Origin of the sequence: Actinomyces bowdenii (assembly GCF_017592395.1) — a bacterium.
Classification (GTDB): domain Bacteria; phylum Actinomycetota; class Actinomycetes; order Actinomycetales; family Actinomycetaceae; genus Actinomyces; species Actinomyces bowdenii.
In genome coordinates this window covers 1-22,117 of the sequence record NZ_JAGFOU010000028.1, presented here as the reverse complement: position 1 = coordinate 22,117, position 22,117 = coordinate 1, and the positions used below count along the sequence as shown (strand labels likewise).

Below are 22,117 nucleotides of genomic sequence, written 5' to 3'. Positions count from 1 at the left end.
CACTCTGGAATACTCTGGAATACTGCCGCGCATGTCCCCGGCTGCCGCTTCCCAGAGTCCTGACGGCCCGCTCATCGTCCAGTCCGACCGGACCATCCTGCTGGATGTCGCCCACCCCGACGCCGCCCGGGCGCGCCGCGAGCTCGCGCCCTTCGCCGAGCTGGAGAGGGCGCCCGAGCACATCCACACCTACCGGATCACGCCCCTGGCGCTGTGGAATGCGCGCGCGGCCGGCCTGGACGCCGAGCGGGTGGTGCATGTGCTCCTGACCCACTCGCGCTTCCCGGTGCCGCACTCGCTGCTGACCGAGGTGGCCGAGACCATGGGCCGCTACGGGCGCCTCCAGCTGCTCACCGACCCGGCGCACGGCCTGGTCCTGCACTCCACCGATGCCGCCGTGCTGGAGGAGGTGCTGCGCTCCAAGCGGACCACGGGGCTGCTGGGCGAGCGGATCGGGCCCGACGACGTCGTGGTCCACCCCTCGGAGCGGGGGCACCTCAAGCAGGTGCTCATCAGGCTGGGCTGGCCCGCGGAGGACCTGGCGGGCTATGTCGATGGCGAGGCCCATCCCATCGAGCTGCGCGACTCCCCGCAGACCTTCGAGCTGCGGGCCTACCAGGAGGAGGCGGTGGAGTCCTTCTGGTCGGGGGGCTCCGGCGTGGTGGTGCTTCCCTGCGGGGCGGGCAAGACCCTGGTGGGGGCGGCCTCGATGGCCCGCTCGGCGACGACGACGCTCATCCTGGTGACCAATGCGGTCTCGGCGCGGCAGTGGAAGGACGAGCTCATGCGCTTCACCACGCTGACCGACGATGAGATCGGCGAGTACTCCGGGGCCCGCAAGGAGGTGCGCCCGGTGACGATCGCGACCTACCAGATCCTCACCACCAGGCGGAAGGGCGCCTATCCGCACCTGGACCTGCTGGACGCCCACGACTGGGGCCTCATCATCTACGACGAGGTGCACCTGCTGCCCGCGCCGGTCTTCCGGATGACGGCGGAGCTCCAGGCGCGCCGCCGCCTGGGGCTGACCGCCACCCTGGTGCGCGAGGACGGGCGCGAGGAGGAGGTCTTCAGCCTCATCGGCCCCAAGCGCTACGACGCCCCCTGGAAGGACCTGGAGAACCAGGGGTGGATCGCCCCGGCGCTGTGCACGGAGGTGCGCCTGACCCTGGATGCCGGGGAGCGGATGTCGTATGCGACGGCCGAGCCGGAGGACCGTTACCGCCTGGCCGCCTGCGCCGCGGGCAAGCCGGCGGTGGTTCAGGCGCTGCTGGCGCGCCACCCGGGCGAATCGGCCCTGGTGATCGGCAGCTATGTGGACCAGCTCGAGGAGCTGGCCGAGCGCCTGGGCGCCCCGGTCATCACCGGCTCGACGACGGTGCGCGAGCGCACGCGCCTCTATGACGCCTTCCGTCAGGGGCGGGTCCCGGTGCTGGTGGTCTCCAAGGTCGCCAACTTCTCCATCGACCTTCCGGGGGCCTCGGTGGCGGTGCAGGTCTCGGGCTCCTTCGGGTCCCGCCAGGAGGAGGCCCAGCGCCTGGGGCGGATCGTGCGCCCCAAGGCCGACGGGCGCCAGGCCCACTTCTACACGGTGGTCTCGCGCGACACGGTGGATCAGGATTTCGCGGCGCACCGCCAGCGCTTCCTGGCCGAGCAGGGCTACGCCTACGAGATCATCGACGCCTCCGAGATCACCGGCGCCCCGGGGGCGGCCTGAGGACGCGGGGAGAACCGGCAGGGCGCTGCGGGGCCGGCCCAGGTCCCGCCCAGGGCGGCTCAGGGCCGCGGAGGGGAGGCCGGAAGCAGCGCGGGGGCCACGGGCTCCTCCCCGAGGAGGAGTGACAGGGCGCGCCCGCTGCGGGAGTATCGGAGTCATCGCGGCCCTTGAGGAGACGGCCGTGGTCAGTCCTCCTGAGCGAAGGAGAGCTCCTTGCACGCAACCCGACTGCACCGGTGGGCCACCGCGGGACTGTGGCTGCTCGGCCTGGTCACGCTCGTGCTGTCCTGCGCGCTGGCGTGGCTGGTCTCCAGCAGCCTGTCGGTGGCCCAGGAGGCGACGACACAGACAGAGATGCCCTCGACCTCAGGGGCCGCCGTCGAGACGGGCTTCTGACATCGCATCATCGCGGGCCCGCACCCAGTGGCTGGGTGCGGGCCCGCGGTGCGCCCCCCCACAGGCGCCGGGCCTCAGGCCCGGCCGGGCCGGGCGTCACAGTGCCTGGGGGCGGCGGTGGCCGCGAGTGGGGGCAGTCGCCGCAACCGGTCTCGGCAGGAGAGGGGCGGGGCGGGGACCTGGGGCGGCGGAGCCTGGCACAGTGGGTGCGGATCAGGCCATGGATCGCGTCTGGCCTGCGCAAACGACCCGCTCCCCAGCGGCGGTTCCATGTGCGGCCCCGCCACCCCAGATGCCTCTAGACTGCCCGGTCCCGCCCTGAGGGGCCATGGCCCGAACTCCCCGGGGCGGACTCCCCATCCCGGGTCGCGCTGTAGGCCCTGGCCTGGCGGGCGAAGGTGCGCGCCAGGCAGCGGCCGAAGGCCTGGATGACGGGATCGGCCCCCAGGGCCGCCCGGCGGGCCCGCTCTCCCGCCTCACGGGCGTGGGCGGGCATGTCGGAGTACTCGATGTGCTCGATGGCCTCGGCCCCGGGCGTGCCCTTGCGGCGCAGTGCGCTGCGGGCGCGCCAGTAGGCCACGCGCTCGGGCGTGGACTCGGGGTGGTGCTGGAGGGCGAGGAGCGTGCCCAGCCGCCAGGCCTGGATGGGGGCCCTGCGGGAGGAGGCCAGGAGGACGGCGCCGTCGGGGAGGCGGGTGACGACGTCGTCGTGGGAGACGATGGCGGGGATGCGGGTGCCGCCCCGGGTGGGGATGCCGGAGCGCACGGCGGCCCGCACGGCCTCGGCGACGGTCTCCGCGGTGAGCGGGTCCTCCAGTGCCGCCGGGGTGAGCTCCAGGTCGACGACGCCGCCCTCCGCCCCGTGCGGGGAGGGCACCGCGGTGGCGCCGCCCAGAGCCTCGGCGGCCACCTGGGCGCCCAGGCAGATGGCGATGGCGGGGACTCGCGCCTGGGCCGCCCGGCGCAGGAGGGCACGCAGGTCGGCCAGCCAGGGGTGGTCGGCATCGTCATGGGCGCTCATGGCCCCGCCCAGCACGATGAGGCCCTCCCCGATGCCCTCCAGGGCGGGAATGGCGTCCCCTTGCCAGGGGCGCACCGTGCGCAGGACGGCGCCCTCGGCGAAGAGCCACTGCCGCAGGCGCCCCAGGGGCGCCCCGGCCTCGGGCTCGATGACGGTGATCAGTGGCCTGCCGGTTGCGCGCTTCTCATTCATCGGCCCCATTGTGGTGGCACCGGGTGCGGGCGCAAGCCGGACAGCCCACCCTTCTTTTCGACAATTTGCATGAGATCGTACTTCTCCAGCGCCGGAAAAGGCCGATCTCATGCAAATTGTCGAAGGTGAGGGGAGCCGGGGAGGGCGGCGCGCGCCTTGGGCGAACCGGCTTGCCCGCGCCATGCCCAGCAGCGACGATGGCCCCAGGAGGCTCCCGCCACGGCGAGCCCCGCAGGAGGAGGAAGGACCCCATGATCTTCTCTCGTTGGATGGGCAGGGACCGCCAGGCGCCCAGCGCCCCCGCGCCCTCCCCGATCGAGCAGCTGCGCACCCGCGCGGGCAACGCCCTGGTCCAGGCCGACAACTCCGTGCGCGCCGCCGACGAGGAGCTGTCCTACGCCCAGGCCCAGTTCGGCCTGTCGGCCACCGACCCCTTCCGCGAGGCGCTGGACCGCGCCCGCGCCCATCTCGCCCGCTCCTTCGAGCTGCGCAAGCTCCTGGATGACGACATCCCCGAGACCCCCGCCCAGCAGCACCAGATGCTCACCGAGATCGAGCAGCGCTGCGAGGCCGCGGTCATGGAGATCCGGGCCCAGGAGGAGGCCTTCAGCCGGCGGCGCGGCATCGAGGCCACCCTGCCCACCTCCATCGCCGAGACCGCGCAGCGGGCAGATGAGACCGAGCAGGCCATCGTCATGGCCGACACACTCCTGGTCACCCTGCACGCCGCCTACCCCGACTCCTCCCTGACCAGCGTCAGCCAGGCACCCGAGCAGGCCCGGCGCCTGCTGGCCGCCGGGCGCACCGCCCTGGACCAGGCGCGCGCCAGCGCCCAGGCCGACCAGAGCGCCACCGCCGTGGAGCAGGTGCGCATCGCCCAGGGCTCCATCGCCCAGGCCGGCACCCTGGCCGCCCAGGTCACCAGCGCCCGCGAGCGCCTCCAGCGGGCCGCCGCCGACCTGGAGGCCGCCATCGCCTCCATCTCCTCGGACCTGGTCGACGCCGAGCGCCTGGCCGATGCCGTGCCCGCGGCCTCCCTGGACCCGCTCGTGGCCGACGCCGAGGCCGCCGTCGCCCAGGGGCGGGCCGCCAGCGGCCCCACCCCCGGCGGTGATCCGCTGGCGGCACTGGACCACCTGGCCCGGGCCGAGGCCGCCATCGATGCGGCCCTGGCGCCCGCCCGCCAGCGCGAGGAGAACGAATCACGGGCGCGCGCCTCCCTGGGCTCGCGCCTGGCACGCCTGAACTCCCAGGTCGAGGCGGTCACCAGCTACATCACCACCCACCGCGGCGCCGTGGGCTCCTCGGCGCGCACCGCCCTGAGCGAGGCCTCCCGGCATGCGGCGGCCGCCACCTCCCTGCAGCGCACCGACACCTCGGCCGCCCTGGCAGAGGTCGCCGCCGGCGAGCCGCTCGTGGCCCAGGCCCAGGCCATCGCGGAGGCCGATGTGCGCGGCTCGGACTCCTGGATCGGGGGCGGCTCCCAGCGGGGGCCCGGCGGCGTCGACGTCGGCTCCCTGGTGCTGGGCGGCCTCATCCTGGGCGGCATGGCCAACAGCGGCCGCGGCTACGGGGGCTGGGGAGGCGGACCGGGCCTCCTGGGAGGGATCGCCGACAACCTCGGCGACCTCTTCGACTAGCCGCACCTCCCCGGGAGGCTGCGACCAGGGCGGTCAATGAGGGCCGGTGCCGCCCATGGCCCGGGTCCACGCGGCTGGATCGCGGTCCTGGTTGGGCCGGGCCGGCTGAGGCGGGCCTGGCGCAGCAGTGACCGGGGCAGTGGGCCGACGCCGGCGGTGGTGGGACGATGTGGGCGTCACTTCGCGACAAAGGCGCCACTTCGCGGAATCGACGCACCTCGTAGGTGTCGCCCGAGTCGCGAAGTGACGCTCCTTCCGCGAAGTGACGCAGGGCGTGCGCCCCGCGCCCCTCCCAGAGCACCACCACCGGCCAGGCCCCACCACCCTCACAGCCCCCACCACCTCCCCCGGCCAGCACTATGGGGCCCGTCGGTCCCGCACCCCTGGCACGCGATCCCCGGGCAGGCCCACCGATCGCCCCTGCCGGCTGGGGGCGGCGCGGCCATCGATGCCTCAGCACCATCGACGACGGCGGCCCGCACGTCCGCCCCCGGAGGAACCCACGGGCAGGAAACCGCGCCGCGATTCTGGGAGCATGGCCCCGGAGCACTGAGCACCGACCAGATCCGTGAGCCGCCGCCGGCGGCCGGGCACAACGAAAGGGACCCCATGGCTGAGAAGCAGTCGATCCTGGGCCGCATCGCCCAGCTCACCCGCGCCAACATCAACGCCCTCCTGGACCGCGCCGAGGACCCGGAGAAGATGCTCAACCAGCTCGTGCGCGACTACACCGCCTCCATCGCCGAGGCCCGCGACGCCGTGGCCCAGACCATCGGCAACCTGCGCCTGGCCGAGAAGGACCACGACGAGGACGTGGCCACGGCCCGCGACTGGGGCAACAAGGCGCTGGCGGCCTCCCGCAAGGCCGACCAGATGCGCGCCGCCGGCGATGGCGCGGGCGCCGACAAGTGGGACTCCCTGGCCAAGATCGCCCTGACCAAGCAGATCACCGCGGAGAACGAGGCCAAGGCCGCCGAGCCCATGATCGCCTCCCAGCGCCAGGTGGTCGACCAGCTCAAGACCGGCCTGCAGCAGATGGAGGTCAAGCTCGGCGAGCTGCAGTCCAGGCGCGACCAGCTCATCGCCCGGCAGAAGACCGCCGAGGCCCAGGTCAAGGTCCAGGGCGCCATCCGCTCGATCAACGTCATGGACCCCACCTCCGAGCTGGCCCGCTACGAGGACCAGGTGCGCCGGGTCGAGGCGCAGGCCGCCGGGCAGATGGAGCTGGCGGGCTCCTCCCTGGAGTCGCAGTTCGCCGAGCTGGAGTCCTCCAGCGCCCAGTTGGAGGCCGAGGCGCGCCTGGCCGCCCTCAAGGCGGGCTCCGACCCCGCCCTCCAGCCCGCTCCCCCGGCCCCCGCGCAGATCACCGACGGCGATGTCAACGCCGCCTTCGACGCCCTCAAGGCCCAGGACCGGGCCAGTGGCCAGGCCCAGCCCCAGGGCTGGCCGCAGGAGGATGACCACTCCTCCTACTGATCGCCCCGCTGTCCTGATCGCCCCGCTGCCGGGCCCGGTCCAGTGCCGGGCCCGGCAGCGCGCATCGGCACCCTCCCGGCCGGATCCGCAGTCCTGCCGACGGCGCCTCCCGCACGGGACATGCCTTTCCGGCAAGTCCGAGCCCGCCTTCACCGGACTTGCAGGATGTTCACAGAAGGAGGAACGCTGCCGCAACCCCGACATCACGTCAACCCGCAGGTCAGCGGCGGTTCGACACGCCTGCGCCCACCCAGCGGCCTCGGCTCGATTCCTGCGCGACGGCTAGCATGAGGCCATGAACATACCGACCTACCTTCTCGTCGACGGCGAGAACATCGACGCCACCCTGGGCATGAGCGTCCTGGGCCGTCGCCCCGAGCCCGAGGAGCGACCCCGCTGGGATCGCGTCCTGTCCTACTGCGATGAGATCGCTGGTATGACCGCGAAGCCGACCCCCGGTCCGATGGCGGGCCAGAGCGGGAGGAATGCGCGGGCCCTGTTCTTCCTCAACGCCACCTCGGGCCACATGCCCATGGGCTTCATCCAGGCGCTGCTGGCCATGGACTACCGGCCCGTGCCCCTGGCCGGCTCGGGCTCCGCCGAGGAGAAGGTCGTCGATATCGGTATCCAGCGGACCTTGGAGGCCCTGGCGCAGAAGGTGGAGTCGGGCGAGCAGGCCCAGATCCTCCTGGGCAGCCACGACGGGGACTACGTGCCCCAGGTCGAGCGGCTCCTGGACGCAGGGGCGCAGGTGGGGATCCTGTGCTTCCGCGAGTTCCTCAACGCCCATCTGACCGCCCTGGAGTCCCGGGGCCTGACCATCCACGACCTGGAGCTCGACGTGCGCGCCTTCACCAGCCCCCTGCCGCGCGTGCGCATCATCCCGCTGGCGGACTTCGACCCGCTGGCCTTCCTCTGAGCCCGGCCGCGGCGCACGCGCCCACCCGGCGCCTGCGCCGCGGGCCGCTCCGGCGGGCGCACCGGGGGCCGCGGCGCGAGCGGACGCTCCCCACCGGAGCCGCATCGCACCGCCAGCGCCCCGGTATTCCTCCGGCCACTGGGCGAAGGACCGCGACCAGGGGAAGTGCAGCGGTGGAGCCGGGAAGACCCCGCCCCCGACCGGACGCCGCTCCGAGCAGCCTCGCTTTTTCCTCAGAAGCCACCCAGTCAACCTCCAGGTAAGGGTTGCATGGTGGTTTCATGGAGCGTTCCCAGCAACCCCGCACCGAAGCTCACCTGCTCGTCGTGGATGACGAACCCAACATCCGCGACCTGCTGGCCTCCTCCCTGCGCTTCGCAGGATTCGAGGTCTCCACCGCAGGTGACGGCAACGGCGCCCTGAAGAGCACCGAGAAGACCTCCCCCGATCTCATCGTCCTGGACGTCATGCTTCCCGACATGGACGGCTTCACCGTGGCCAGGCGCCTGCGCGAGCGCGACGTCTCCACCCCCATCCTCTTCCTGACCGCCCGCGACGACATGGCCGACAAGGTCCAGGGCCTGACCGTCGGCGGGGACGACTACGTCACCAAGCCCTTCGGCCTGGAGGAGGTCATCGCCCGCATCCGCGCCATCCTGCGCCGCACCCACGCCATTGAGAACGAGGACGACGGCGTCGTGCGCGTATCCGACCTGGTGCTGGACGAGGACGCCCACGAGGTCCACCGCGCGGGCGTGGAGGTCGAGCTCTCCCCCACCGAGTTCAAGCTCCTGCGCTACCTCATGCTCAACGCCGGCCGCGTCGTCTCCAAGGCCCAGATCCTCGACCACGTCTGGGAGTACGACTGGAACGGCGACGCCGCCATCGTCGAGTCCTACATCTCCTACCTGCGCAGGAAGATCGACCAGATCGACGGCCGTGACGGCCGGCCCGTGGCGCCCCTCATCCAGACCCGGCGAGGCGTGGGCTACATGCTGCGTGAGCCCAAGGCCGAATGATGGCCCCTGCGCGCAGCAGCGCACGCGCCAGGGTCCCCAAGGGCAAGCAGTACCGACCGACCAAGCGGGGCCGCTGGCATCCGATCATCTCCATCCAGCGGCCCTGGCAGGCGCTGCCGCTGCGCAGCCGCCTGGCCCTCATGACCACTGCCCTGCTCACCGTGGGCCTGCTCATCGTCTCCTTCGTCGTGACCTCGCTGCTCCAGAGCCACCTGTACAACCAGATCGACGAGCAGCTCAAGACCACGGCCGTGGCCTTCGGCGAGCAGGGCGTGGAGCGGATCAAGAACGGCTCGGATTTCAGCGGCATCCTGCCCTCCACCTACTACGTGCAGGCCAACTACGTCTCCGGGGACGACGACGGCACCTGGATCCATCCCGACACCGCCACCGAGTACGGCATCCCCCAGCTGGACGACGAGCTGGACTTCCCCACCGCCGTGGCCAACTCGGGCAACCCCCGCCTCGTCTCGGTGGACTCCGATCAGCCCACCCGCCAGTGGCGCGCCATCATCATGCTCCTCCAGGACGAGACCACCGGCGAGTACGTGGGCGTGGCCGCCATCGCCCTGCCACTGGCCAATATCACCGAGACGGTGGAGCGCACCCGCCTGGTGGTGGCCCTGGCCGATCTGGTCATCGTCCTCCTGGGGGCCATCATCGCCACCTACCTGGTGCACCGCTCCTTCCGCTCCCTGCGCCAGATCGAGAGCGTGGCCGGGCGCATCGCCCGCGGGGACCTCTCCGCCCGCATCCTGGTCACCGAGCCGCCCACCACGGAGGTGGGCTCCTTGCAGCGGGCGCTCAACACCATGCTCTCCCAGAACGAGCACGCCTTCTCCGTCCAGGTCGTGGCCCAGGAGCGCATGACCCGCTTCGTCTCCGACGCCTCGCACGAGCTGCGCACCCCCCTGGCGGCCATCCGCGGCTACGGCGAGCTCTACCGCATGGGCGGGGTGCCCGGCGACCGCGTCAGCGAGGTCATGACGCGCATCGAGACCGAGTCCAACCGCATGGGCCGCCTCGTCGATGATCTCCTCCAGCTCGCGCGCATGGACGAGGGCCGCGAGATGGAGATGGAGCGGGTCAGCCTCACCGAGCTGGCCGCGGGGGCCCTGAGCGACATGACGGTCCTGGCCCCCGATCGGGACTGCTCCCTCATCCCCCTGGATGATGACGATCCCGAGGCCGAGGCCCCCGTCGTCGAGGTCGTGGGCGATCGGGACCGCCTCTCCCAGGTCCTGACCAATCTGCTGGGCAATGTCGTGCGCCACACCCCGGCGGGCACGCCGGTGCAGATCGCGGTGGGAGCCCGGCCGGGCCCGGCACTGCCGCAGGGCCGGGCCGTCCCCGGGGACGGCGCCCAGGGGAGCCCGGGCATGGCCGTCGTCGAGGTGCGCGATCACGGCGGCGGAGTGCCCCCCGAGGAGGCCGAGAAGGTCTTCCAGCGCTTCTACCGCGCCGACTCCTCGCGCAACCGGGAGACCGGCGGCTCGGGCCTGGGCCTGGCCATCGTCATGGGCATCATCGAGCGCCACCGGGGGACGGTGCAGATGCTCCAGACCCCCGGGGGCGGCGCGACGGTGCACATCGAGCTGCCGCTTCCCGAGCAGGAGGAGGCACCGGCCGCAGCGCAGGGCGCCTGAGGCGGAGCGCCGGGTCCCATCCAGGCGCCATGACGGGACCATGGGGAGTCCTCCCCACCGCTCAGAGGCCCACGTGGCCCGACAGACACGGCCGTTTCTTCGACTTCCACTCCCGGGAGTCCTACGATGGCACGCACGCAGCACCACCGAATCCGATCCCGGAGGCCGACAGATGGGCGTCATCGACGCGCCGCAGTGGCTACTGCCCGCCTTCTCACGCTCCGTGAGGGCATTGGGCACCACGGCACCCGCCGAGCAGATCCGCGCGGCCGGGGAGCACCTGGTATCGCTGTGGTCCACACCCGACCGTCGGTTCCACAACCTGCGGCACCTCATCGACATGCTCGCACGCGTCGATGAGCTGGCCGATGAGTCCCACAACCCGGACATCATGCGGGTGGCCACCTGGTACCACGGCTGCATGTTCTCCGCGGAGGCCGAGCAGGTCAATCGCCGCAACGGCGGGGAGGACGAGGCGGCCTCGGCCGCCTTCGCGGCCCAGGACCTGCGCGAGCTGGGGGTGCCCGACAAGGCCGTGGAGCGCGTGTGCTGCCTCATCGTCAACCTCAAGCGCCACACGCTGTCGGTGGATGACATCGATGCCATGGCGCTCATCGACGCCGATCTGGGAACACTGGCGGTCGACCCCCAGACCTACAAGGAGTACCTGCGGCTGCTGCGCGAGGAGTACGCCCATATCCCCCAGGCCGACTACCTGCGGGCCCGCCTGGCCATCACCTCCCGGCTCCTGGGCCGCGACAGGCTCTTCCACTCCCCCCTGGGCCAGCGCTGGGAGCCGCTGGCACGGGAGAACCTGGAGGCCGAGGGGCGGCGCGTCGCCGCCATGCTCGCGGCCCTGCGCCCCGAGGAGGCGGCCGAGTGCGCCCGCACCGAGAGCGGCTCTCCGGCGGAGCCCGGGCCCCAGGAGCAGGCCGTCCCGGTGACGCCCGCCCTGAGCTCCAGCCTCACTGACGAGCCCGACGACGGCGCCGAGCGCCGAGCTCGCGCCCCGCGGAGCCCGGATGCGGCCGGGGAGTACCTCGTCGCCCCAGTACCGGATGCGCCGGCGGCCAAGCCCTCGACGGTCTCACCCAGCAGCATCCCGCCCGCGCCGGCACCGAGCGCCTCCACGCCCCGCACCCCGGCCCGGGGCGTTCCCGCCCCCGCGGAGGGCCCGGAGGCACCCCCAGCCAAGGCCTGCGGCATCGCCGCGCCCCTGTCCCACGCCCCGTCGATGGAGTCCTGCGCCGAGGACCTGGAGCAGCTCCTCGGCTCGCCCCGCCCCGGGCAGGAGCGCTGCGCCAGCCGGCACGACCTGGCCCAGGAGGAGAGCGCCCGGCTCGCCGAGAAGCTGCGGCTCAAGGCCGAGGCCGCCAAGATCGCCCGCGAGGCGCGCACCGGGGAGATCGCCCCCATCACCGAGGAGATCGTCGACGACGGCGCCGACCGGCTCTGAGCCCGCCACCGGGCCGCGCAGAAGCCCGGGCTGCGGGATCACGGGCTGAGCCGGGCTCCCCAGGCGGGTCCCCTGCAGGTGCTGTCCACAGGCCCGCCGCCGAGTTGTGCGGGCCGCTCCCGGCCGGGCCTACCGTGGTGGGAACCGCAGCGCCGGAGGCGCTCGCTCATCGCACAGGGAGGTTCACCCATGGCCACTTTCACCGTCGATACCGTTGCCGTCGCCGACACCGCTGCCCGGGCCCGCACCCGCATCGCCACCATCCAGACCGAGGTGGACGGCATGCACAGCGACATCACCACCCTGCAGTCCTCCTGGACCGGCAGTGCCTCGGATTCCATGGGGGTGTGCGCCTCGGACTGGCGGGTCACCCAGATCCAGGTCCAGGCCAATCTCGATCAGATCAGCCTGGCCCTGGACCAGGCGGCCACCTCCTACGACGACACCGAGACCGCCAATGCCGGGCGATTCGGCGCCGGCATGGCCTGAGAAGGCCTGGGCCCGCCGCAGCACGCGACGGCGGGCCGCCCCCGCAATGGGGAGCGGCCCGCCGTCATGGCGCCTATCGGCCCACGCCGATACCGGCCGGGATGCGGTCCTGATCAGTGGATCAGTACATGCCGCCCATCTCGTCGCCGCCACCGGCCGGGGCGGCCGGGGGCTCGGGCTTGTCGGCCACGACGGCCTCGGTGGTCAGGAACAGCCCGGCGATGGAGCCGGCGTTCTGCAGGGCGGAGCGGGTGACCTTGACCGGGTCGGCGATGCCGGCGGCCAGCAGGTTGACGTACTCGCCGGTCGCGGCGTTGAGGCCCTCACCGGTGGGCAGGTTGCGCACGCGGTCGACCACGACGCCGCCCTCGTAGCCGGCGTTGACGGCGATCTGCTTGAGCGGGGCCTCCACGGCGACCTTGACGATCGCGGCACCGGTGGCCTCGTCACCCTCGAGGGTGAGCCCGTCGAGGGCCTCGGAGGCCTGGATGAGGGCCACGCCACCACCGGCGACGATGCCCTCCTCCACGGCGGCCTTGGCGTTGCGCACGGCGTCCTCGATGCGGTGCTTGCGCTCCTTGAGCTCGACCTCCGTGGCCGCGCCGGACTTCAGGACGGCGACGCCGCCGGCGAGCTTGGCCAGGCGCTCGGAGAGCTTCTCGCGGTCGTAGTCGGAGTCGGAGTTCTCGATCTCCAGGCGGATCTGGGCGGTGCGGGCCTCGATGGCGTCCTTGTCGCCGGCGCCCTCGACCAGGGTGGTGTCGTCCTTGGTGACGACGACCTTGCGGACCTGGCCCAGGTCCTCCAGGGTGGCGTTCTCCAGCTTCAGGCCCACGGTCTCGGAGATGACCGTGCCGCCGGTGAGGATGGCCATGTCCTGGAGCATCGCCTTGCGGCGGTCGCCGAAGCCGGGGGCCTTGACGGCCACGGACTTGAAGGTGCCGCGGATGCGGTTGACCACGAGGGTCGCCAGGGCCTCGGCCTCGACGTCCTCGGCGATGATGGCCAGGGGCTTGCCGGCCTGCATGACCTTCTCCAGCAGCGGCAGGAGATCCTTGACGTTGGAGATCTTGGACTCCACCAGCAGGACGTAGGCGTCCTCCAGGACGGCCTCCTGGCGGTCGGGGTCGGTGACGAAGTAGGGCGAGATGAAGCCCTTGTCGAAGCGCATGCCCTCGGTGACCTCGAGCTCGAGGCCGAAGGTGTTGGACTCCTCGACGGTGACGACGCCCTCGTGGCCGACCTTCTCCAGGGCCTCGGCGATGAACTCGCCGATCTGCTCGTCGGCGGCCGAGATCGAGGCGGTGGCCGCGATCTCGTCCTTGGTCTCCACGTCCTTGGCGTCGGCGAGCAGGCGCTCGACGATGGCGCCCACGGCCTTGTCGATGCCGCGGCGCAGGGCGATCGGGTTGGCGCCGGCGGCCACGTTGCGCAGGCCCTCGCGGACCAGGGCCTGGGCCAGGACGGTGGCGGTGGTGGTGCCGTCACCGGCGACGTCGTCGGTCTTCTTGGCGACCTCCTTGACCAGCTCGGCGCCGATCTTCTCGTAGGGCTCCTCCAGCTCGATCTCCTTGGCGATGGTCACGCCATCGTTGGTGATCGTGGGGGCGCCCCACTTCTTGTCGAGAACGACGTTGCGGCCCTTGGGGCCCAGGGTGACCTTGACGGTGTCGGCGAGGGTGTTCAGGCCGCGCTCCATGCCGCGGCGGGCCTCCTCGTCGAAGGCGATGATCTTGGACATGAGTCTCCTCCACTGAGTGGTGGGTGGCCGGTCCGTGCCCGCGACGGACGGATCGATGCCCTGGCGTTCACGTCACGCCCGGAACCGGTCCTCACGTCCCAGCCGAGGTCTGTTGTCACTCGAAGGCTCCGAGTGCTAACCGCAATGCTGGCACTCTCCGCCCTTGAGTGCAAGACACTCACCGCTGGTGGCGCGTGGAATCCTCCGACGGCGAAGCGCCGGCCCCGCGCCCGCCCTACTCCTGGAAGTCCTCGCGCAGGATGACGACGATCGGGCTGGACTGGGCGCTGTCGGGGTCCTCGACCACATTGCTGATGCCCAGCTGCTCGGCGATCTCCTCGGCAGTCGCCCTCTGCTCGGGCTGGCTGTAGAGGACCGTGGAGGCGGCGGGCTCGGCCTCGCCGTAGATGCCCTGGGGCACCTGCACCGCGCTGAAACCGGCATTGGTGAGCCTGTCCCCGGTGCGCCCGGCCAGGCCGCTGGTCTCCGTGCCGTTGAGGACCGTGACCCCCAGGGTGAGGTCCGCCTGCCCGGAGGTGGCCGAGGGGCTGGCCCCGACGCTGGGCCCGCCCGCGGGCACGCTGGCCTGCCCGCCGGGCTCGGCGCCGTCGCCAGAGCCGCCCCCGGCACCGCCATCGGCGGGCTGGGAGACCGCGGGGTCCGCACTGTCCGAGGAGGTCTGACGATCGAGGAGAGTCACCGCACCCCAGGCCAGGACGGGCACGATGATGATGACCGCCAGCAGGGGCAGCCAGCTGCGCCAGCGCGGGACCTGCGCCCGGTGCACACCAACGGGAACCGGGCCCTCATCCTCGCTGACGTCGAACTCGTCCTCGGGGTAGTTGTAGTCGCTCACGCTCCCAAACATACCGGCCCCCGATGGCTTCACGGGGATTGTTCACCACGGGCGCCGCGGCGCTTCCCAGCACAGGCCGGCGCTGGGCGTGCTCCCTTGAAGGCTGCGACCGGGGCGGGCGGGGTCCTGGCGCCCCTTCCTGGTTCAGGGTGGTCCGGGGTGCGGGCCGGGGTCCTGGGATGAATGGCTTCGGCAACGACCTCGGCGGGCCAGACCCGGCGGGCCACGTCGGGGTCCTGGGCCGGGGAGGTCAGGGGCCGGGGAGGTCAGGGAGCGGAGAGGCTGTGGGCCCGCAGGTTGGGCGTCGCTTCGCGGAAAGCGCGTCACTTCGCGACGTGGACGGTACTTGCAGGTGTCGCTCTTTCCGCGAAGTGACGCCTCTGTCGCGAAGTGACGCCCCATCGCATCGCAGCCCACCGCCGCCCTGGCCCGCTACCTGCCCCACCCCACCACCCTCCCCGTCCACAACCCGCCCCCAGGGAGATGCAGCTAGGCACATCGGCTTCCGGCTCATTAGTCTCATGGGATGACCGCAGCCAAGCCTCTTGCCGAGCTCATCGACCCCTCCTGGGCCCAGGCCCTGGCGCCCGTGGAGCCCACGATCCATCAGATAGGCGAGCGCCTGCGCGCGGAGGTGGCCTCAGGGGCCGGGTACCTGCCCGCGGGCACCGATGTGCTGCGGGCCTTCACCTATCCGATGCAGGAGGTCCGGGTGCTCATCGTGGGCCAGGACCCCTACCCCACGCCGGGCCACCCGATGGGGCTGAGCTTCTCCGTGGCACCCGGGGTCCGGCCCCCGCGGAGCCTGGAGAACATCTTCCGCGAGCTGGTCAGCGACCTGGGCGTGGCCCCGCCGACCTCGGGCGACCTGACCCCCTGGTGCGAGCAGGGGGTGATGCTGCTCAACCGGGTCCTCACCGTGCGCCCCGGGGCGCCCGCATCCCACAAGGGCTGGGGCTGGGAGGCGGTCACCCAGCGGGCCATCGAGGCCCTGGTCGAGCGCGGGGGGCCGCTGGTGGCGATCCTGTGGGGCAGGCCCGCGCAGTCACTGACCCCCATGCTGGGCTCCACGCCGGTCATCGCCTCGCCCCATCCCTCACCGCTGTCGGCCTCGCGGGGCTTCTTCGGATCGCGGCCCTTCTCCCGGGCCAACGAGATCCTGCAGTCGATGGGCGCCGCGCCCGTGGACTGGCGCCTGCCCTGAGGCGCCCCGCCGGCTGGTCGCCTCCGAGCGCAGCCGGGGCGGGTGACCGCCCGGTTCCTCAGGCGATCAGATCTTCAGGGCGTTGATGAGGACCACGGCCAATCCCCCGACGGCCTCGATGAGGCCGAACCATTGGATGGGGATGAAGAACAGGGTGTGGACGTTGCTGTGCGCCCGCACCAGGCCCTGGGCCTCCCGGGCGACCACCTGCTCGATCTGCTGGGCCGCCTCCTCCTGCGAGGCGGGGGCGGGCGCGCCGGGCGCCATCTGGAAGGCCCCGTGGTTGACCCGCTGCCACAGCTCGGCTCGCAGCCGGTCCTGATAGCGCCCCGCCTGCTGCGGCGGGCGCGTCACGTTGAGATAGCGGCCCAGGAAGTAGTTGACCACCCCCGCCGCCATGAAGCCGAGCCCGAGGAGAACCGCCGCCAGTGGCCCACCGGGGTCCATCGACTCCCCGATCCCGGCCATACCCGCGGCGAAGGGAATGGTGACAAGGAACGCCAGGATGCCCCAGCCGCGCCAGATGATCATGGGCCGACCGTACCCCCATGATGCGGAATCCTCCGCTGCAACGACGCGCATTCCTGCCCATTGACAGTTCCCGGACGATCGGGTCGCGCCCCAGCGCCCCGCCATGAGTCCCTGCACCGCCCGCTCCTGCCGGCTCATCGGCGCGCCATCGGCACCGTCATGAGCATGGCCGGCTCGGCCCCTCGGCGGCCGCTGCGGCACACTGGGGCCATGCCCATCGACTCCCGGCCCCCGGCCCCTGCTGTGCTCATCCCCCGTACCGGCATCGGCACCGATGTCCACGCCTTCGCGCCCGCGGGCCCCACCGCCCCTCTCCATCTGGCCTGCCTGGAGTGGCCCGGGGAGCCGGCCCTGGAGGGCCACTCCGACGGCGACGTCGTCGCCCACGCCTGCTGCGATGCGCTGCTCTCGGCGGCGGGGCTGGGCGACCTGGGGAGCAACTTCGGGACCTCCGAGCCGCAGTGGAAGGGGGCCGCGGGCGCCACGCTGCTGGCGGAGAGCGCTCGGCGCGTGCGGGCCGCGGGCTTCGAGATCGGCAATGTGGCCGTCCAGTTCGTGGGGGCCCGCCCCCGGGTGGGCCCGCGCAGCCAGGAGGCCGCGGAAGCCCTGTCCCAGGCGGCCGGCGCACCGGTCTCCTTCACCGCCACCACCACCGACCACCTGGGGTTCCTGGGCCGCCAGGAGGGCCTGGCCGCCATCGCCACCGCCCTGGTGATCCCCCGGCCGGCTGCGGACCGCGCCGACCATGCCGAACCAGCATGAGCGCGATGCATCACGTGGAGCTGTGGGTGGGCGACCTGCCCCTGGCTCGTGAGCAGTGGGGCTGGCTGCTGGAGGCACTGGGGTGGAGGCGGGCGCAGGACTGGCCTGAGGGCAGCCTATGGCGGGCCGGCTCCGGCCCCTACCTGGTCCTGACCACCCCGCCGCTGACCGCCGCCCAGCCGCACGACCGCCACCGTCCCGGACTCAACCACCTGGCGCTGAGCGCCGTCGATCAGCCGACGGTGGACCGTCTCGCGCAGCAGTGCACCGATCACGGCTGGCGCCCGCTGTACGCCGAGCGCTACCCCTTCGCCGGCGGCCCCGACCACTACGCCGCGTACATGGAGGACTCACAGGGCTTCAAGGTCGAGGTGGTCGCCGCTGACAGCCCCCACCTCCCCTGACTCCCCTGAGCTGCACATCTTCAGCCGCCCCCGGCGCCTCCCCGCCCCCACGCTCCGCGGAATGGCGCCATCGGCGCCACCGGCCCTCCACTGAAGATGTGCAACGGGGAGCGGGCTGCACATCTTCACGGCGCGGCTCCCGGCCCGCCCGCTGGGCCTGAGGCGCGAATCGGCGGAATACCGCGGCGGACCGGGGCGCGCCCGGGAGGCGGGGCCCGTGAAGATGTGCAGTATGTTTGTCGGGTGACAGACCTCCAGCCGACCGCGCCCTCCCTGCGCCTCTACGACTCCGCGGCGCGCGCCGTGGTGCCGCTGGCGCCCACCGTCACGCCCGGGGTCGTGTCCATCTACCTGTGCGGCGCCACCGTCCAGGGCAGTCCTCATATCGGGCACATGCGCTCGGCCATCGCCTTCGACGTGCTGCGCCGCTGGCTGGAGCGCCAGGGGCAGTCCGTCGTGCTCATCCGCAACGTCACCGACATCGACGACAAGATCCTCGCCAAGTCCGCGGCCGCCACACCCCCGGTGCCCTGGTGGGCCTGGGCCCAGCGCCACGAGCGGGAATTCGACGCCGCCTACCGGGCCCTGGGCGTGGAGGCCCCCACCTACGAGCCTCGCGCCACCGGCCACATCCCCGAGATGATCGACCTCATCCAGCGCCTCCTGGACGAGGGCCACGCCTACATCGGCGAGGCCGGCAACGTCTACTTCTCCGTGGCCTCCCTGCCCGACTACGGCAGCCTCACCAACCAGCGCGTGGAGGACCTGGCCACCACCGAGGACGAGTCCCAGCTGGACGACGAGGTCGAGGCCGACAAGCGCGATCCGCGGGACTTCGCCCTGTGGAAGACCGCCAAGCCCACCGAGCCCCAGGATGCCGCCTGGCAGGCCCCCTGGGGGCGGGGCCGGCCCGGCTGGCACCTGGAGTGCTCGGCGATGTCCCGGCGCTACCTGGGCGAGGAGTTCGATATCCACGGCGGGGGCATCGACCTGCGCTTCCCCCACCACGAGAACGAGCAGGCCCAGTCCCACGGGGCCGGGTGGGGATTCGCCCGCCACTGGGTGCACAACGCCTGGGTGACGATCAAGGGCGCCAAGATGAGCAAGTCCCTGGGCAACTCCCTGACGGTGGCCAGCCTCCTGGAGCGCCACGAGGGAGTCGTCCTGCGCCTGGCCCTGGGGACCGTCCACCACCGCTCCACCGTGGAGTTCTCCGAGGAGGCCCTGGCCGAGGCCGCCGCCCTGTGGGCGCGCCTGTCCGGCACCGTCCTGCGCGCCCACGAGCTCGCGCAGGGCGGTGCGGGCGGGGCCCTCAGCCCCGTCGACGTCCCCGCCGAGGAGCTGCGGGCACGGGAGCTGCCGGCCGAGTTCACCGCCGCCATGGACGAGGACCTCAACCTCGCCGGGGCGATGACGGTGGTCCACGCCACCCTCAAGGCCCTCAATGTGGCCCTGGCCGCCGCCGAGGCCGACGGCCCCGCGGCCACCGGGGCGCCTGCCCCCCAGGGTGCGGCCCGCGCGGCAACCGGCGGGAGCAGTGGGGAGGCCATCACCGACCTGGCCCTGGACCTGCGCGCCCAGCTCGACGTCCTGGGCCTGGACCCGCTGGCCGGGCCCTGGCGCGCCCGGGTGCTCGACGGCGCCGGCTCCTCCCAGAGCAGCGCCGCCATGGAGACCCTCGGCCGTCTCATCCAGCACGACCTCGACGAGCGCGCCCGGGCCCGCGCCGACAAGGACTGGGCCCGCGCCGACGCCCTGCGCGAGAAGCTGGCCGAGGCGGGAGTCGTGGTGCAGGACTCCCCCACCGGCGCGCGCTGGCACCTGGCCTGAGACACGAAGGAGAACGAGGATGCCCGGCAACGAGCAGTACCCCGGGGCCAAGCGCCGGCCCGGTTCCAAGAAGGGCGCCACGAAGGGCTCGGGCGGGCAGCGCCGCCGCGGCCTGGAGGGCAAGGGGCCCACGCCCCGGGCGGAGAACCGGGTGGGCCATCCCAAGGCCAGGGCCAAGGCCCGCGCGGAGGCCCGCGCCGCCCAGCCCAACCACGCCAAGCAGCTGGAGCGGATCCGGCGCCGCTACGAGGTCGGCGCGGACCATGAGATCCTGTGCGGGCGCAACGCCGTGGCCGAGGCCGCCTACGCGGGGGTCCCCATCTCACGGGTGTTCATGGCCGTCTCCGCGGAGTCCGATGAGCGCCTGGGCGCCGTCGTGCGCCGCGCCGCCCTGCTGGGAGCCCCGGTGCTGGAGGCCACCAGGCTCGACCTGGAGGCGCTCACCCAGGGGGCCGTCCACCAGGGCGTGGCCATCGAGGTGCCCGCCTACGACTACGCCGAGGCCATCGATCTGCTGGAGCGGGCCCGCGCCCAGGGCCGCACCCCCCTGCTCATCGCCCTGGACCAGGTCACCGACCCCCACAACCTGGGCGCTATCCTGCGCAGCGCCGGGGCCTTCGGCGCCGACGGCGTCATCATCCCCGAGCGCCGCAGCGCGGGGGTCAACGCCACCGTCTGGAAGGTCTCGGCCGGTGCGGCCGCCCGTGTGCGCGTGGCCCGCGAGACCAACCTCGTGCGCACCCTGGGCCGGCTGAAGAAGGAGGGCTGCTTCGTCGTGGGGCTCGACGGGCGCGGCGAGACGCCCATCGAGGGGCTCACCGTGGCCGACGCGCCCCTGGTGCTGGTCACCGGCGCGGAGGGGGCGGGGCTGTCCCGCCTGGTGCGGGAGTCCTGCGACATGCTGGCCAGCGTGCCCATCGCCGCCACGGTGGAGTCCCTCAATGCCGCGGTGGCCACGGGCATCAGCCTCTACGAGGTCGCCCGCCTACGCCGCCGGGCCCAGGAGGGGACCGAGCGGGCCTGAGCCCCCAGGCCCGCTCCCGCCCGCCCCTTGACCGCCCCATGAGGGGCGGGCCCCGCGCCCCCGCGAGCAGCCCGCCGGGCCCCGGCCCGCACCTCTCCCCATGCCTTCCCGCCCCGTCCCCACAGACACCGGCGCCCATTGCTGACACAATGGGCGCCAGCCGAACACAGGAGGTCCCCATGGCCCAGGACGCTTCCCAGCGCTGGAACCGCACCGACGGCGTGCTCATCGCCCCCGGCACCACGCCGGAGGAGGTCGCGGCCGCCTTCGCCGAGCGCGGCGTCGTCGTGCGCCTGGAGTGGTTCCCGACCACCGCCCACCTGCTGAGCCTGACCCTCATGACCGACGTCGAGGGCCGGGTGGCGGTCACCCCGCCCTCGCGCGGGGGCGCCGTGGCCGGGCCCGGGGTCAGTGAACTGGTGGAGTCCCTGGCCCGCCAGTTCAGCGCCGATGTGGCGATCGGCCCCGCCATGTTCAACGCCCTGCCCAAGGACGCCGAGCTGCCCGCAGTCACCGCCCACGGGTCGGCCAGCGCCCGCACCGTGGTGGTCTCCCCCATGAGCGCCTACATGGTGCCGCTCCAGGCCACCCTCCTGGAGCGGCCCCTGGCGGTGGCCTCCGCGCCGGGCTTGGGGCGGCGCATCGTCATGTACTCCGGGGAGGGGACGGATCTGGGAACCTTCGGCTGGGACGAGGAGTCCCTGCCCGCCCTGGTGCTGTCCTCCAACGCCGAGGACCTGTCCATCCGGGCCGTGTCCACGGGCGACCCCGATGACGATGCGGTCTTCTCCTGGGGCATGAGCTCCCTGCACGTGTGGGGCGGGGTCGGCGAGCCGGGGCCGGCACTCAGGGCCCTGGGAGACGAGTTCCTCTCTGATCTGACCGACGCCTCGGCCATCGTCGAGGCGGTTCCCGGTGCCGATCTGGAGGCCGCGACCGAGGCCATCGCCCGACCCGGGGCCGAGGGCTTCGCCGCCATGATCACCGCCCTGGGCCTGCCCGAGTGGGTGCTCGGCGTGCTCACCGGCCGCCTGGCCCCGGTGGAGGTGCCCGGCGTCGTCGTCCACGAGCCGCGGGGGCTGTCCAATGCGGTGGGGCGCAGCGTGGGCCTTCTCCTGTCCGATCCCTCCACGCCCGGCTCATCGGTCTGGCAGTCCTATGTGCGCACCGTCACCGACATGCCCTGGGCGGTGCGCGCCGGGACCCTGGTGGAGGCGGGCCTGGGGGGAGCGCTGGTGGGCGCGGCGGTGCGCCGCCGCCGGAGCACCGGGGCGCTGCCCGGGGGGCTGACCGCTGCCGGGATCCTGCTCATGGTCGACGCCGTCACCGAGATCTCCCTGGCCTCCTGGACCCGTCACCGCGAGCTGCGGCGCCGCGCCGATGAGGAGATGGCCCTGGTGGCCGAGGAACTGGGGGCCTGAGAGCAGGGTCAGTCGCCTCCTGCTGGGTCACCCGCGTTTGGCCTGCCGATACCCGCGCATATGGCCCAGCGGGATGCGGGTGAGCCGGCGACACCGCCGACGGAGCCGGCGCCTCTCCGGGGGCGCCGGGGCCCGTCCAGGGTGCCGCTGCACATCTTCAAGCCCTGATCCACTGATCAGTCCCACCTCTTCCGCAGAATCCCGCGCATCGTCCACCCCAGAGCGGGCTGAAGATGTGCAACCGGAGGTCAAGTCTCTTGGTGTGGTGTTCTTTGTGTTAGGTGGTGATGGTCATCAGGGGGTGGTTGTCGGGGGTGGTGTGGGTCAGGGTGTGGGTTAGTTGCTGGAGTGAGGTCTGGGATAGGTAGCGGCG

Annotated in this window: 19 protein-coding genes; 15 read left to right on the top strand and 4 right to left on the bottom strand. The window is 72.7% G+C overall.

The window, feature by feature from the left end; all coding sequences use genetic code 11:
• Nucleotides 1–31: 31 nt before the first annotated feature.
• On the top strand, nt 32–1,717 hold the full coding sequence (locus J5X07_RS11155) for a DNA repair helicase XPB (RefSeq protein WP_208479854.1): 1,686 nt from the start codon (nt 32–34) through the stop codon (nt 1,715–1,717).
• A gap of 213 nt (nt 1,718–1,930) precedes the next feature.
• Nucleotides 1,931–2,113, top strand: a complete 183-nt coding sequence (locus J5X07_RS11150) for a hypothetical protein (RefSeq protein ID WP_124933875.1) — start codon at nt 1,931–1,933, stop codon at nt 2,111–2,113.
• Between the two features lie 298 nt (nt 2,114–2,411).
• Here the strand turns inward: J5X07_RS11150 and J5X07_RS11145 are convergent, their stop codons facing one another.
• Nucleotides 2,412–3,326, bottom strand: coding sequence for a type 1 glutamine amidotransferase (locus J5X07_RS11145; protein WP_243896774.1), 915 nt, complete (start codon nt 3,324–3,326; stop codon nt 2,412–2,414).
• Between the two features lie 251 nt (nt 3,327–3,577).
• Here J5X07_RS11145 and J5X07_RS11140 point away from each other — a divergent pair, with 251 nt between their 5' ends.
• From J5X07_RS11140 to J5X07_RS11110, 7 genes are all read left to right on the top strand, one after another.
• Nucleotides 3,578–4,966, top strand: coding sequence for a hypothetical protein (locus J5X07_RS11140; RefSeq protein ID WP_243896773.1), 1,389 nt, complete (start codon nt 3,578–3,580; stop codon nt 4,964–4,966).
• 609 nt (nt 4,967–5,575) lie between these two features.
• Nucleotides 5,576–6,442, top strand: coding sequence for a PspA/IM30 family protein (locus J5X07_RS11135; protein WP_124933873.1), 867 nt, complete (start codon nt 5,576–5,578; stop codon nt 6,440–6,442).
• Nucleotides 6,443–6,737: 295 nt separating this feature from the next.
• Nucleotides 6,738–7,361, top strand: a complete 624-nt coding sequence (locus tag J5X07_RS11130) for an NYN domain-containing protein (RefSeq protein ID WP_208479852.1) — start codon at nt 6,738–6,740, stop codon at nt 7,359–7,361.
• Nucleotides 7,362–7,642: 281 nt separating this feature from the next.
• Nucleotides 7,643–8,380: a response regulator transcription factor gene (locus tag J5X07_RS11125; RefSeq protein ID WP_124933871.1), complete on the top strand. Its 738-nt coding sequence runs from the start codon at nt 7,643–7,645 to the stop codon at nt 8,378–8,380.
• A complete protein-coding gene (locus J5X07_RS11120; protein ID WP_243896772.1) occupies nt 8,380–10,026 on the top strand; it encodes a sensor histidine kinase in 1,647 nt (548 codons plus the stop codon). The genes J5X07_RS11125 and J5X07_RS11120 overlap by 1 nt, the downstream gene beginning before the upstream one ends.
• A gap of 172 nt (nt 10,027–10,198) precedes the next feature.
• Nucleotides 10,199–11,482 carry a hypothetical protein gene (locus J5X07_RS11115; protein WP_124933869.1) on the top strand — a complete coding sequence of 428 codons (1,284 nt, stop codon included), beginning with the start codon at nt 10,199–10,201 and terminating at the stop codon, nt 11,480–11,482.
• Nucleotides 11,483–11,671: 189 nt separating this feature from the next.
• Nucleotides 11,672–11,971 (top strand): WXG100 family type VII secretion target, encoded by a 300-nt coding sequence (locus tag J5X07_RS11110; RefSeq protein ID WP_124933868.1) that lies wholly within the window; start codon nt 11,672–11,674, stop codon nt 11,969–11,971.
• 121 nt (nt 11,972–12,092) lie between these two features.
• On the opposite strand, the gene groL is transcribed toward J5X07_RS11110, so the two are convergent.
• Both groL and J5X07_RS11100 read right to left on the bottom strand, forming a co-directional pair.
• A complete protein-coding gene (gene groL / locus J5X07_RS11105; RefSeq protein ID WP_124933867.1) occupies nt 12,093–13,712 on the bottom strand; it encodes a chaperonin GroEL in 1,620 nt (539 codons plus the stop codon).
• A 235-nt stretch (nt 13,713–13,947) separates the two neighbouring features.
• Nucleotides 13,948–14,568 (bottom strand): LytR C-terminal domain-containing protein, encoded by a 621-nt coding sequence (locus tag J5X07_RS11100; RefSeq protein ID WP_341769461.1) that lies wholly within the window; start codon nt 14,566–14,568, stop codon nt 13,948–13,950.
• A 526-nt stretch (nt 14,569–15,094) separates the two neighbouring features.
• Between J5X07_RS11100 and J5X07_RS11095 the strand changes: the two genes are divergently transcribed.
• A complete protein-coding gene (locus tag J5X07_RS11095; protein ID WP_124933865.1) occupies nt 15,095–15,772 on the top strand; it encodes a uracil-DNA glycosylase in 678 nt (225 codons plus the stop codon).
• Between the two features lie 66 nt (nt 15,773–15,838).
• Here the strand turns inward: J5X07_RS11095 and J5X07_RS11090 are convergent, their stop codons facing one another.
• A complete protein-coding gene (locus J5X07_RS11090) occupies nt 15,839–16,303 on the bottom strand; it encodes a transcriptional accessory protein (protein ID WP_208479849.1) in 465 nt (154 codons plus the stop codon).
• A 210-nt stretch (nt 16,304–16,513) separates the two neighbouring features.
• On the opposite strand from J5X07_RS11090, the gene ispF reads away from it, so the two are divergent.
• From ispF to J5X07_RS11065, 5 genes are all read left to right on the top strand, one after another.
• Nucleotides 16,514–17,065 (top strand): 2-C-methyl-D-erythritol 2,4-cyclodiphosphate synthase, encoded by a 552-nt coding sequence (ispF, locus tag J5X07_RS11085; protein ID WP_124933863.1) that lies wholly within the window; start codon nt 16,514–16,516, stop codon nt 17,063–17,065.
• Complete coding sequence (locus J5X07_RS11080) at nt 17,062–17,469, top strand: VOC family protein (RefSeq protein WP_179900654.1); 408 nt, start codon at nt 17,062–17,064, stop codon at nt 17,467–17,469. The genes ispF and J5X07_RS11080 overlap by 4 nt, the downstream gene beginning before the upstream one ends.
• 243 nt (nt 17,470–17,712) lie before the next feature.
• The gene (gene cysS, locus J5X07_RS11075) at nt 17,713–19,299 is read left to right on the top strand and encodes a cysteine--tRNA ligase (RefSeq protein ID WP_341769460.1); all 1,587 of its coding nucleotides are present in this window, start codon (nt 17,713–17,715) and stop codon (nt 19,297–19,299) included.
• Nucleotides 19,300–19,318: 19 nt separating this feature from the next.
• On the top strand, nt 19,319–20,323 hold the full coding sequence (gene rlmB, locus J5X07_RS11070) for a 23S rRNA (guanosine(2251)-2'-O)-methyltransferase RlmB (RefSeq protein WP_208479847.1): 1,005 nt from the start codon (nt 19,319–19,321) through the stop codon (nt 20,321–20,323).
• 179 nt (nt 20,324–20,502) lie between these two features.
• Entirely contained in the window at nt 20,503–21,744 is a 1,242-nt protein-coding gene (locus tag J5X07_RS11065) for a hypothetical protein (RefSeq protein WP_124933859.1), read from the top strand.
• Nucleotides 21,745–22,117: the final 373 nt, after the last annotated feature.

What these genes read in the sequence shown, in the direction of transcription:
- J5X07_RS11155 (WP_208479854.1), top strand. Translation starts at nt 32, where the DNA reads ATGTCCCCGGCTGCCGCTTCCCAGAGTCCTGACGGCCCGCTCATCGTC.
- ispF (WP_124933863.1), top strand. Translation starts at nt 16,514, where the DNA reads ATGCCCATCGACTCCCGGCCCCCGGCCCCTGCTGTGCTCATCCCCCGT.
- groL (WP_124933867.1), bottom strand. Translation starts at nt 13,712, where the DNA reads ATGTCCAAGATCATCGCCTTCGACGAGGAGGCCCGCCGCGGCATGGAG.
- J5X07_RS11080 (WP_179900654.1), top strand. Translation starts at nt 17,062, where the DNA reads ATGAGCGCGATGCATCACGTGGAGCTGTGGGTGGGCGACCTGCCCCTG.
- J5X07_RS11110 (WP_124933868.1), top strand. Translation starts at nt 11,672, where the DNA reads ATGGCCACTTTCACCGTCGATACCGTTGCCGTCGCCGACACCGCTGCC.
- J5X07_RS11145 (WP_243896774.1), bottom strand. Translation starts at nt 3,326, where the DNA reads ATGAATGAGAAGCGCGCAACCGGCAGGCCACTGATCACCGTCATCGAG.
- J5X07_RS11115 (WP_124933869.1), top strand. Translation starts at nt 10,199, where the DNA reads ATGGGCGTCATCGACGCGCCGCAGTGGCTACTGCCCGCCTTCTCACGC.
- J5X07_RS11090 (WP_208479849.1), bottom strand. Translation starts at nt 16,303, where the DNA reads ATGATCATCTGGCGCGGCTGGGGCATCCTGGCGTTCCTTGTCACCATT.
- J5X07_RS11065 (WP_124933859.1), top strand. Translation starts at nt 20,503, where the DNA reads ATGGCCCAGGACGCTTCCCAGCGCTGGAACCGCACCGACGGCGTGCTC.
- J5X07_RS11130 (WP_208479852.1), top strand. Translation starts at nt 6,738, where the DNA reads ATGAACATACCGACCTACCTTCTCGTCGACGGCGAGAACATCGACGCC.
- J5X07_RS11125 (WP_124933871.1), top strand. Translation starts at nt 7,643, where the DNA reads ATGGAGCGTTCCCAGCAACCCCGCACCGAAGCTCACCTGCTCGTCGTG.
- J5X07_RS11140 (WP_243896773.1), top strand. Translation starts at nt 3,578, where the DNA reads ATGATCTTCTCTCGTTGGATGGGCAGGGACCGCCAGGCGCCCAGCGCC.
- J5X07_RS11135 (WP_124933873.1), top strand. Translation starts at nt 5,576, where the DNA reads ATGGCTGAGAAGCAGTCGATCCTGGGCCGCATCGCCCAGCTCACCCGC.
- J5X07_RS11095 (WP_124933865.1), top strand. Translation starts at nt 15,095, where the DNA reads ATGACCGCAGCCAAGCCTCTTGCCGAGCTCATCGACCCCTCCTGGGCC.
- J5X07_RS11120 (WP_243896772.1), top strand. Translation starts at nt 8,380, where the DNA reads ATGGCCCCTGCGCGCAGCAGCGCACGCGCCAGGGTCCCCAAGGGCAAG.
- rlmB (WP_208479847.1), top strand. Translation starts at nt 19,319, where the DNA reads ATGCCCGGCAACGAGCAGTACCCCGGGGCCAAGCGCCGGCCCGGTTCC.